The following is a 679-nucleotide window of genomic DNA, read 5'->3' on the forward strand; positions in this document are numbered from 1 at the left end:
ACGGTGTAGATCGCCATGTCGGGGTCGATCAGCCAGCTGAAATGGAAGTTCTCGAAACCCCAGCCCTGCATGACCTTCTCGAGGCCCAGACCGGGATTCAGGATCCACTTCCAGGCGGTGCCGGTGACGATGAAGCTCAACGCCATCGGGTAGAGGTAGATGGTGCGCAGCACGCCTTCGACGCGGATCTTCTGGTCGAGCAGGATGGCCAGCAGCAGGCCGATGGCCATGCCGAAGAAGATGAACAGGCCGCCGAAGATGCCGAGGTTCTTCAGCGCGACCCACCAGCGTTCGCTCTCGAACAGGTTGGTGTACTGCTGCAGCCCGATGAATTCATAGTTGGGCAGCAGGCGCGAGGCCGACACCGACAGGTAGCCGTTCCACGCGATCAGGCCGTAGATGAAGAAGAAGGCCAGGAAGAACGACGGTGCGACGACCAGCTTGGGCATCCACTGGCTGAGGCGTACGGAGGCGGAGGATTTCATGGGCGGGCCAACCGGGGGCGGGACGCGAGTATTGCGCCATCCCCGTGCAACAGGAAGACGGCGCCCGAGCGGGCGCCGTCCGAGGCAGGGCTAAAGCCTGATTACTTCGTCTTGGCGGCAGCGACCAGGCGGTCCTGCGCCTGGGCCGACGTGATCTTCTCGTCGTTCCAGAACTGCGACACCACGTCCTTGAT

1 protein-coding gene is annotated in these 679 nt (G+C 62.6%); it reads right to left on the reverse strand.

What is annotated here, in order from left to right; all coding sequences use genetic code 11:
- Positions 1 to 485, reverse strand: a 485-nt coding sequence (locus AC1D15_RS35810) for a carbohydrate ABC transporter permease (RefSeq protein ID WP_477829828.1), incomplete at its 3' end; no start/stop codon positions are given.
- Between the last annotated feature and the right edge of the window lie 194 nt (positions 486 to 679).

Source organism: Rhizobacter sp. P2_H2, assembly GCF_056403375.1.